10 protein-coding genes are annotated in these 10,879 nt (G+C 37.1%); 8 read left to right on the top strand and 2 right to left on the bottom strand.

The genetic code is table 11. The annotated features are described in order from the left end of the window. The 8 genes from BUB93_RS05855 to BUB93_RS05820 all read left to right on the top strand — a co-directional run. On the top strand, positions 1 to 403 hold a 403-nt coding region (locus tag BUB93_RS05855; protein ID WP_200789433.1), incomplete at its 5' end, for a mannonate dehydratase. Between the two features lie 280 nt (positions 404 to 683). Then, positions 684 to 1,703, top strand: coding sequence for a C4-dicarboxylate TRAP transporter substrate-binding protein (locus BUB93_RS05850; RefSeq protein ID WP_073270152.1), 1,020 nt, complete (start codon positions 684 to 686; stop codon positions 1,701 to 1,703). Positions 1,704 to 1,787: 84 nt separating this feature from the next. Next, complete coding sequence (locus BUB93_RS05845) at positions 1,788 to 2,294, top strand: TRAP transporter small permease (protein ID WP_073270151.1); 507 nt, start codon at positions 1,788 to 1,790, stop codon at positions 2,292 to 2,294. Further along, a complete protein-coding gene (locus tag BUB93_RS05840) occupies positions 2,291 to 3,583 on the top strand; it encodes a TRAP transporter large permease (RefSeq protein ID WP_341465277.1) in 1,293 nt (430 codons plus the stop codon). Before BUB93_RS05845 ends, BUB93_RS05840 begins: the two co-directional genes overlap by 4 nt. A gap of 126 nt (positions 3,584 to 3,709) precedes the next feature. After that, the gene (locus tag BUB93_RS05835; protein WP_073270150.1) at positions 3,710 to 4,369 is read left to right on the top strand and encodes a GntR family transcriptional regulator; all 660 of its coding nucleotides are present in this window, start codon (positions 3,710 to 3,712) and stop codon (positions 4,367 to 4,369) included. A gap of 34 nt (positions 4,370 to 4,403) precedes the next feature. Further along, positions 4,404 to 5,438 carry a zinc-binding alcohol dehydrogenase family protein gene (locus tag BUB93_RS05830; protein ID WP_073270149.1) on the top strand — a complete coding sequence of 345 codons (1,035 nt, stop codon included), beginning with the start codon at positions 4,404 to 4,406 and terminating at the stop codon, positions 5,436 to 5,438. A 26-nt stretch (positions 5,439 to 5,464) separates the two neighbouring features. Next, complete coding sequence (locus tag BUB93_RS05825; RefSeq protein ID WP_073270148.1) at positions 5,465 to 6,916, top strand: tagaturonate reductase; 1,452 nt, start codon at positions 5,465 to 5,467, stop codon at positions 6,914 to 6,916. Positions 6,917 to 6,918: 2 nt separating this feature from the next. Next, positions 6,919 to 8,445, top strand: a complete 1,527-nt coding sequence (locus BUB93_RS05820; RefSeq protein ID WP_073270147.1) for a UxaA family hydrolase — start codon at positions 6,919 to 6,921, stop codon at positions 8,443 to 8,445. Between the two features lie 59 nt (positions 8,446 to 8,504). On the opposite strand, the gene BUB93_RS05815 is transcribed toward BUB93_RS05820, so the two are convergent. Together BUB93_RS05815 and BUB93_RS05810 are read right to left on the bottom strand one after the other, a co-directional pair. Further along, complete coding sequence (locus BUB93_RS05815) at positions 8,505 to 9,866, bottom strand: MFS transporter (RefSeq protein WP_073270146.1); 1,362 nt, start codon at positions 9,864 to 9,866, stop codon at positions 8,505 to 8,507. Between the two features lie 21 nt (positions 9,867 to 9,887). Further along, positions 9,888 to 10,847 (bottom strand): ChbG/HpnK family deacetylase, encoded by a 960-nt coding sequence (locus BUB93_RS05810; RefSeq protein ID WP_073270145.1) that lies wholly within the window; start codon positions 10,845 to 10,847, stop codon positions 9,888 to 9,890. Positions 10,848 to 10,879 lie beyond the last annotated feature (32 nt).

Genomic DNA, 10,879 nt, shown 5'->3' with positions numbered 1-10,879 from the left:
CATAGCAAAGTTTTTAAAGCTGGTAGACAGTCCGTATAATGGACTTACCCTTTGCACAGGGTCACTGGGACCAAACCTGCTAAACGATATCCCTTCAATAATCAGAGAGTTCCACGACAGAATCCACTTTGCCCACATAAGAAACGTAAAGGTCTTTGAAAACGGGGACTTTATAGAAGTTTCCCATAGGGGAAAAGATGGAAACGTAGATATTTATGAAGTGTTAAAAGCTTACCACGACAACGGCTTCGCCGGATACGTAAGACCTGACCATGGAAGACACCTTTGGGGCGAGGAGAAAAATTGCAGGCCTGGATATGGACTGTACGACAGGGCAATGGGCGTTATGTACATGCTCGGAGTATGGGATAGCTTGGATAAAGCGAAGGAACAGAATAAATAAAAAATATAGAGCAACCCGCTAAAGTGGATTTTTTTAGTGGGTTGCTTTATTACGTTTTTTAATTAAGATAGATAAACGTTTTCAAAAAAATGAGCTATAACTATTGACAGTATAAAATAAATAAGATATATTATGAGCATGATATATCACTGATATATCACATGTATATCAAACGTTATCATAAGTTGACGTTTAACGAATTATTGAAACTTTAATTCATTTGTTACAGTTTAATATGTGCATTGCACAATTAAATATAATTACAAGGAGGAAAAGGAGTATGAAAAAAGTTTTAGCAGTTGTTTTGGTAAGCATGTTGCTGTTTGCAGGGTGTGGCAATTCTACATCGGAGAATGGAAACGGTTCAGAAAATGGCAGTACTGATCCTGTGGTAATTAAAGTGGGTTATGAGAATCATCCAGGAGAGCCATTAGATGTTGCTCTAAATGAATGGAAAGACCTAGTTGAGGAAAGAAGCGATGGAACTATGATGTTGGAGTTGTTCCCTTCAAGTCAATTGGGTTCAAAAAATGATATCATAGACCAGATGCTTGCAGGCGATTACGTGGTGACTCTTGCTGATGGTGCTTTTTATGCTGAAAGAGGTGTCCCTGATTTTGGAATAGTTTTTGGTCCTTACTTATTTGATAGTTGGGATGAAGTGTGGAGATTTACTGAAAGTAGTTGGTATGCTGAGCAATCTCAACTGTTAGAAGAAAAAGGGTTGAAGATTTTGACTTCAAATTGGATGTACGGAGATAGACATACTTTGACAACAAAGCCAGTAAGAACAGTTGATGATTTAAGAGGTATGAAAATCAGAGTGCCTAATAACACTATTCAAGTTAAAGGATTTGAGGTATTAGGTGCTACGCCTACACCGATGGCACTAGGTGACGTATATACTGCGTTGCAACAAGGAACAATTGATGGACTAGAAAATCCACTGCCAGTTCTTTATAATGGTAAATTCCATGAAGTTGCAAAATATCTAACGCTTGATGGACATGTAAGAAACTTTACCACTTGGGTAATGGGAGCGGATGTCTTTAATAGCCTTTCTCAAGAACATCAAGAAATATTGATGCAAACTGGTGATGAAGCAGGCTTATACAATAACCAACTTCAAGAAGAAGTAAATGAAGAAACTTTAGAACTGTTTAGAGCAGAAGGGGTAGAAATAATCGAAGTGGATCCTTCAGAATTTAAACAAGCATCTGAGTCATTCTACTCACTTCAAGAATTTACATCTGTGTGGTCTGAAGGACTATATGAGACTGTAAAAGAAGCTATGAAGTAAAAATTTGAGCTTAAGACCTGGAGAATAACCTCTAGGTCTTAAGTGATATAACTATAGGATTTTTTTAAAGAAAGGAAACTTTGGATGGAGTTTGGAAAAAAGCTTTTAAGTCGCGTTCTTAATATAGATTTACTTTTATCTGGTACCGCATTAATAGCATTAATTATTGCCACCTTTTCAGGAGTTATCATGCGTTATTTTTTAAATAATCCTTATACGTGGTTGGAAGAATTTCAGTTGTGGTGTTTCGTTTGGGTAGTGTTTTTCGGCGCTAGTGCAGCATTTAGAAGTGGAAGTCATGTAGCAATCGAGATTTTGGTTGATTTATTACCAGACAAGATAAAAAAAGTCATCGAAATATTTGGTTATTTAGTTGTAACTGGAGTATTGGTATACTTTACAATTAATGGTACAGGCCTTGTAAAGCAACTTTTAAGTACAGGTAGATTAACAAATATTTTAAAGATACCTTTTCCTGTTATATATTCAGCATTGCCGATCGGATGTATTTTGATGATTATTAGTAATACCTTGATGACTTGGGATTCATTGTTTAATGACAAATTGAATTTAGAAGGCGGTGACAGATGATGGATATTAATGTTGTAGCGTTGAGCGCAATCGTGATACTTGTTCTATTGTTCTTGAAAATACCAGTATTTATAACATTATTATCAGGATCTGTAGTGTACTTCATGCTAACGCCCAGCGTACCGGTTCAAATAATAGCACAAAGGGTAATAGCTGGCATAGAAAGCATACCTTTGTTGGCGGTGCCATTCTTTGTTTGTGCAGGAGTTTTTATGAACTATTCCGGAGTAACAAAGCGTGTGATGGATTTTTCAGAAACTATTATAGGTAAGATGCCAGGTGGACTTGCTCAAGTTAATGTTCTGCTTTCGACATTAATGGGAGGACTTTCCGGTTCTAATTTAGCAGATGCTGCAATGCAGGCAAAAATGCTAGTACCTGAAATGGAGAAAAAAGGGTTTTCAAAAGAATTCTCATCAGTTGTAACGGCTTCGTCGGCAATGATAACACCGCTGATTCCACCTGGAATAGCGATGATTATTTATGGTTCTATAGCTAATGTGTCTATAGGCAGGCTATTTATAGCAGGTATAGGTCCAGGTATCTTATTATGTACTTCTATGATGATTTTAGTAGGGATAATTTCTAAAAAACGTGGATATAAATCAGATAGAGTAGAGAGTTTAAGCTCTTCTGAAAAAATTCGTGCAGTTATGAGTGCGCTATTTCCATTAATGCTTCCTGTCATAATAATTGGAGGTATAAGATTAGGAATCTTTACTCCAACAGAAGCTGGTGCTGTGGCGATAGTATATTCGCTATTATTGGGTCTCGTATATAAAGAAATGAAAATAAGTCACCTTAAACAAGGACTAAAGGAAACGATAAACAGTACGGCTTCGATAATGCTAATTGTTGGCGCTGCCTCTGCATTTGCATGGATTTTGACTAGAGAAAGAATTCCACAAGAAATTACAGGAATGATTATAAATACTATTTCGAACAAGTATGTTTTTTTATTAGCTGTTAATTTGTTTTTAATAATTGTCGGTATGTTTATTGAGGGAAATGCAGCGATGATAGTACTTGTTCCGTTGCTGGCACCGGTTGCTACCGCATATGGAATTGACGAGATTCAATTTGCGATGATTTTTATTTTCAATATGGCAATAGGAGCATTATCACCTCCCATGGGAACTTTGATGTTTGTAACATGTGGTATAACTAGGTGCAAAATCATGAATTTTATTAAGGAAGCCATACCGTTTTATATATTGCTTTTAGTTTGTTTAATGCTTTTGACCTTTGTTCCTGCATTTTCAACTGGAATAGTTAACCTGTTTTATTAATAGTTTATTGGGTCAAAGACTATTTTAATATGTCTGTTAGAATAAAAATGTAGTGTGTGGAAAAATGTTTTGAAATGAATTATAGTTATTTGTAGAGTATAAAAAATATGGCTGAGGTGGTTGCATATGAAAAAAGCAAGGCATAACGAAGAACAGTTGCCTTTAAAGGATCTGGCTTATAAATCAATAAAGGATAAAATATTAAAATGTGAGCTTGTTCCAGGGAGTATTATATCCGAAGCGGCAATCGTATTGGAGCTGGGGATTAGCCGAACGCCTATTCGAGAAGCGCTTTTAAGGTTGAGTCAAGAAAACTTCGTGACGATATATCCAAGAAAGGGCATCATCGTATCTCAAATAACAGTAAAAGATATACATGAAGTTTTTCAGATAAGAGAGATAGTAGAGCCTGAGATAGCGAAAATGGCATGCAAAAATATGTCGAAGGAATTTTTGTTAGATCTGAAAAGAAGATTTGATGAAATTCCTTTTAATCTAGATGGTTCTCAGGCTAATGAATATTTTGATTTAGATATAGAATTCCATAAGTATATCATCTCTTGTGGGAATAACAGTAAGTTAACAGAGTTTACAGATAAAATATTTGATTTGGATTATAGAATACGTGTTATGTCAACGTTGGAAATTGACGATGTTGAGAAACGTTCAAAGCCTGAACATTTCGAAATTATCGATGCATTAATAGAGCAAGATTTAGATAAAATTGAAAAATCCATTCGGATTCATTTGAAAAATGCTCATAAACAGGCTCTGATGAAGATTTGAATTTAAAAATAAGATGCTTATATTAAACTGGAGGATGATAGTATTGAAAAAAAATTTAGTTAGTCAAATAAATAAGCCTGGAGAAATACAGCTGTTAGAAGCAGAAGTTCCGAAACCACGCCCAGGCGAAGCCTTATTAAAACTATTATACGGCGGTATTTGTGGATCGGACCTTGGAACTTACAGAGGAACATTTGCCTACTCTTCATACCCAAGAATTCCTGGGCATGAATTTTCGGCTGAAATAGTAGAAATAGAAGAAAATGATAAAGGGTTAAAAAAAGGAATGGTAGTAACTGCAAACCCTTATTTCAATTGTGGCACATGTTATTCATGTCGAAGGGGATTGGTTAATTGCTGTACTTCTAATGAGACCATGGGAGCGCAGAGAGACGGTGGGTTTTCCCAGTATATAACAATGCCGATTGAAAGAATATATGACGGGCAGGGTTTGTCAGGCAAAACGTTGGCGTTGATTGAACCATTTGCTATAAGCCATCATGGAGTAAAACGGGGAAATGTTAAAAAAGGCGATAAGGTACTAGTAATCGGGGCTGGAACAATAGGAGTCTTGGCAATGATTTCGGCAAAGCTATCCGGTGCGGAAGTATATATTAGCGATGTTGCACAGGGAAAGCTGGATTATGCTTTAGAACTTGGAGCAGATGGAGTCATCTTAAACAGTGATCCGGCTAGATTTAGCTCAGAAGTTGATGAAATTACAAACGGTGACGGTTTTGATGTGACAATTGAAGCTGTAGGATTGCCTTCAACTTTTCAAAACTGTATAGACGCTGCAGCATTTGGTGGTAGGGTTGTACTGATAGGAATAGGAAAACAAAATTTAGATTTTAATTTCTCAATGATTCAAAAGAAAGAACTTAATATTTACGGATCTCGTAATGCAGTAAAAGCGGATTTTGAAGAACTGATAGATATTGTGAATAAAGGTAAAGTGAATTTAGAGAAAATAATAACCAATGTATATGATTTTGAAGATTCAGAAAAAGCATTCAAAGACTTTGATCAAAACGCTGGAGAAATGTTGAAAGTTGTATTGAAGTTTTAATATCTGAATTAAAAGGAGATAAAAACATGAATTTAAATAAAAATACGTATAAAAACTATAAAAGCTACCCTGAAAAGGTTATTCAGTTTGGGGAGGGGAATTTTTTAAGAGCTTTTGTCGATTGGCAGATAGACAAATTGAACAAGGAAGCTGATTTTAATAGCGGAGTGGTAGTAGTTCAGCCAATAGATAAAGGTCTAGTAGAATTGCTGAATGAGCAAGACGGATTATATACCTTATATTTAAATGGGATCAAAGATGGCGAAGCCTCTAGAGAACACTCGGTGATAAACTGCATTACTAGAGCAATTAACCCTTACACTCAAAATGATGAGTATTTAGCCCTTGCTCATAACCCTGAAATGAGATTTATTATTTCCAATACCACTGAGGCAGGAATATCATTTGAGGAAAATGATAAGCTGGAGGATAAACCACAAAATAGCTTTCCAGGTAAATTGACTGCATTGTTATACGAAAGGTTTAAATATTTTAATGGAGACGACGATAAAGGGTTTATAATTATTCCCTGCGAGCTGATAGATAAGAATGGAGAAAAACTCAAGGAGACTGTCATTAAATATGTGGAGCTTTGGGAACTTGAAGAAAAGTTTAAAAAGTGGATTGTTGAAGCGAACACTTTTTGCAACAGCTTGGTGGATAGAATAGTACCAGGATATCCAAGAGAGCGTATAAATGAAATACAAGAAGAATTAGGCTATCAGGATAAGCTAGTCGTTGAAGGAGAACCGTTCCACCTTTGGGTCATTGAAGCCCCAGAGCGGATAGCAGAGGAATTCCCAGCAGCTTCGATAGGTCTAAACACTTTGTTCGTTAAAGATATGGCTCCCTATAGAACGAGAAAGGTAAGAATATTAAATGGTGCACACACAAGCATGGTTCCTGTATCATATTTGTATGGAATTGATACTGTAAGGGAGTCTGTTGAAGATCAAGTCATAGGTAATTATGTCAAACAAACAATTTTTGATGAGATTATTCCTACCCTAGACTTGCCCTTAGAAGAGCTAGAGAAATTTGCCGCCGATGTTTTGGACAGGTTTAAAAATCCGTACATTAAGCATGAACTTATGAGCATTTCTTTAAATTCAATTTCAAAATTTGAAACAAGAGTATTGCCTTCTATATTAGAGTACCAAAAACGAAAAAATGAATTACCAAGGAGACTTGTATTCTCATTAGCAGCACTTATAATATTTTATAAGGGTGAAAGAAATGGAGATGAGATTGCTCTTAATGATGATGCAAATATCTTAGAAGGATTTAAGAATGTTTGGGCTTCTTACGAACAGCAAAAAATCACCATAGAAGATTTAGTTGAAGAAGTTTTAAAAAACAAAACCATATGGAAAAATGATATAGATAAAATCGAAGGATTGCCTAGCTTGGTAGCAGTTTATGTTGAAGATATCTTAAAAAATGGCATGAATGAAGCTACTAAAGGAGTGCTAAAGTAACCATGAAGAAATTTATTAAAATCAATGAAGCGGATAATGTCGTTGTAGCTCTATCTGACTTAGAACAGGACCAAAAGATTTCTCTTAACAGCGAAGAAATTTTAATTAAAGATAACATAAAACGTGGACATAAAATGGCAATTAATAATATTAAAGATGGAGAAGACATTATAAAATATGGCGCGCCTATAGGTCATGCGACAAAGGATATAGGAGCTGGAGAATGGGTTCATTCCCATAATACAAAGACGAATTTATCAGGAATTAGCGAGTATAACTTCGATCAAGCTTTAAATAGTTTAAATAAAGAAAAGGGCAAGTACGTTTTTCAGGGATATCGCAGAAGAAATAAAGACGTGGGAATAAGAAATGAACTGTGGATAGTTCCGACGGTAGGATGTGTAAATGGAAGTGCGGAGCTAATAATTAAAAGGTTTAAAGAAAAAAATAAAGCGGAGCTAATAATTAAAAGGTTTAAAGAAAAAAATAAAATTGACGGAATAGATGCGATTGAAGTCTTCAAACACAACTATGGTTGTTCACAGCTTGGTGATGATCATGAAAATACTAAGAAGATATTATCTGATGTAGTTAAACATCCTAACGGTGGAGGAGTATTGGTATTAGGATTGGGATGCGAGAACAACTATGTTGAAGAATTTAAAAATACCTTGGGACAATATGACGATGAGAGAGTAAAATTCCTTGTGACCCAAGAAGTGGCAGATGAAATAGAAGAAGGCGTAAAAATATTAACGGAACTCTATGAAAAAATGAAACAGGATAAAAGAGAACCAGTTGAAATATTGGAGTTGAAAATTGGTCTAAAATGCGGCGGCTCTGATGGACTCTCTGGAATAACTGCAAATCCGTTGGTGGGAGCATTTTCAGACTTTCTAATTTCTCAAGGTGGTTCCACTATCTTAACAGAAGTGCCCGAAATGTTTGGTGCGGAAACTTTATTGATGAACCGCTCAGAAAGCGAAGACGTGTTCAATAAAACGGTGTCACTGATAAACGATTTTAAAGAATATTTCATCGAGCACAAGCAGCCTATATACGAAAATCCTTCACCCGGAAATAAAGAAGGTGGAATAACGACGCTCGAAGAGAAATCCTTAGGATGCATTCAAAAAGGCGGTAAAGCTAGCATAGTAGGCGTCTTGAAATACGGAGAGGTGTTGACCAAAAAAGGTCTTAACCTTTTGAATGCGCCTGGAAATGATTTAGTTGCGTCTACGGCGCTTGCAGCTTCAGGATGTCAGATGGTGTTGTTTACTACCGGTAGAGGAACACCATTTGGAAGCTTTGTTCCAACTATGAAAATCTCAAGTAATACGCAACTCTATAAGTTGAAGCCTCACTGGATTGATTTTAACGCAGGCACTTTGGTGGAAAATGAAAAGATGGAAGAAATATTGCATAGATTTGTAGAGTATATACTTGAAGTTGCCAGTGGAAAGTTGCTTAACAACGAGGTTAATGATTTTAGAGAGATAGCAATTTTTAAGACAGGTGTTACATTGTAAATTAATCAACTCATAAAAACAACCCCCCTTATCAATTTTAACGGATAAGGGGGGTTGTTTTACGACTCGCTCATAACAAGGTTTCTTTTTTCTATCATTTTGTCTCTTAATTCGTTGTCTATATTCCACACATATTTAATAGCAATTAACACTATTAGTCCTCCGGCAATCGGTGCGCCTAGTGTCATAAGCCTGATGCCGCCTAAAACGGTAGCAGATTGCACCGCTGCGCTTGGAGCGTAGCCGATCAGTCCGATTGACAGTGCGCCAAAGAATGAACCGATAGCTTGGCCGAGACGTCTAGAGAAGTTAAAGCTGCCGTAAATTGCTCCTTCTGTTCTCTTGTCAAGGATATAATGGTTGTAATCGATAGCGTCTCCAATCATGCCCCACTGAAGGAACATTACTACGCTGATAAGGGTTCCGCCTGTAGCTCGAACAGCCAAAAACAGCCAGACGTTATCCGGAAATAAAAATAATATAGATGATATCCCCATGCCTAACACGGTTGAATAAATGGCTGTCTTTTCCATTCCGATTTTTTTAACTATCTTTGGCATAGAAGCAAGAACTACGAGAGTTAAAGGCAGAGTAACCATCATAGAAAGTCCCATAAGGCTCAATGCGTTTAGATTGTCTCTGAAGTAATAAACGCTAAGGGTCATGACCAAGGTCTGGCTAAGCATGGCAGCACTTCCGGCTATGGAAATGCCTAGAAAAGCCCTATTTCTTTTGACAACCTCGATTATATCAGTTAATCTTACGGGATTTGATGAAGATGTATCATGGCTTATACGCTCTTCGGTGTTTTTATAAGCCAACAAGTGAAAAGCCATTCCTACCAATGCTGCTCCAATAATTCCGATAAAATAGCCGGTTTGAGGATTTTCCGTGCTTGATGCGATGATGATCGGAAATACCACAAGCGGCAAAACGTTTCCTATCATGGCGCCGAAACCTCTTGCAGAAGACAACGATGCTTTTTCTTCTGCAGTGCTTGCCATTCCGCTAAGAAGAGAGCCATAAGGTATATTTACAAAAGTATAAGTCATGCCATAAGCAATGTAAGTTACATATACCCAGATGAGCTTGCCGCCTTGGCTTAATCCACCGGGAACAAAAAAAGCAAGTACCGCTGTAAGAGCTACAAGAGGAGCTCCGGTTAACAGATACGGTCTGAATTTTCCCCTAGAGTCTTTAGTTTTAGAATACCTTTTATCCAAGAGTGCACCCATCATAGGGTCGTTTATTGCATCCCAAATACGCGCCAATAAAAACAAAGTAGCAACAGCGGCAGCGCTTATGCCTACAACTTCCGTGTAGTAAGGCAAAAGAAAACTGCCTACAATAGCAAAGGTCATGCACCCGCCAAGATCACCCATGGCATAACCGAGCTTGTGCTTGAATGTTAATTTTTTCATTTATTATCCTCCAATCAACTTTTATAAAAATTTTAATATTTCTCTATAGCCTATTACCTGAATGCCCTCATTTTTAAGATGGTTTTTGATTTCAGGGCTCATGAAGGTTTTAAAGTCTCCAATTCTTCCTTCGGAGAATCTGTTTAATCCACGAGACTCTGCGGTATCCTTGAGTGGATGAAAAGCGAAATGTGTAAGCTTTCCTTCTGGGAATGACGAGATGATTTTTTTGGCCAGATCAATTCTGTCATCTATATCGTATACATCATTAACGGGAAGGCCAGTTACGTTATCCACACAGGGGATGTTCTTTTCTTTGAATTCATCTACTTTTTTAAAGACATTTTCAACCATCTGCACAACCCTATCGCGAATTTGGTTTTTTTGTTCTTCTGGTAAATGCTGTTTGTCCTTAAGGATATCCTTAGCCATAAACGAAGCTCCCATTGTGCGGTCAAAATTCATCAAAACCGGAAGTATGCCTTCTTTTAGCGGGATGTCTATATAGGCATCGATCAGCGTTGGAGACATCAGTGTAGCCGCATGCGGATCAACGTGCGTTGGATTAAGTCCCAGTTTGTGAGCTAGATCTATCTGAGCCTTGATTTCAATAGCAGCGGCTTCTGGGTCTGCAGTGCTCATGACCTCCTGTGCATTTTGCTTGAAATAACCATTCTCATCAATAAAACCACAGGATGAATCCATTGTAGAGATAGGACGCCATCGATAAGTAGGGTATTCGCAGTTTAGGCCAAGGTGCAGGCCGATGTCTAAGTTGGGGTTTTCTTTATAAACCTTAGCGACTTCCGGAAACCATGAACAGGGAGCCATGGCAGACCCACAGGAAATTGTTCCAAAAGCTACTAATTCCAAAAAAGCATCGATTGAAGATAAATTTAAGCCTACATCGTCAGCGTGTATAATTGCAACTTTGTCTTTTTCTGAAAAGCCCATTTTTTTAAGTGTCGGATTCATTTGCATTTAATCACTCCTCGTTTTTTAAAAGTAACCGA

This window comes from Alkalibacter saccharofermentans DSM 14828 (genome assembly GCF_900128885.1).
Classification (GTDB): Bacteria; Bacillota; Clostridia; order Eubacteriales; family Alkalibacteraceae; genus Alkalibacter; species Alkalibacter saccharofermentans.
This window is presented reverse-complemented; position numbering and strand designations above follow the sequence as displayed.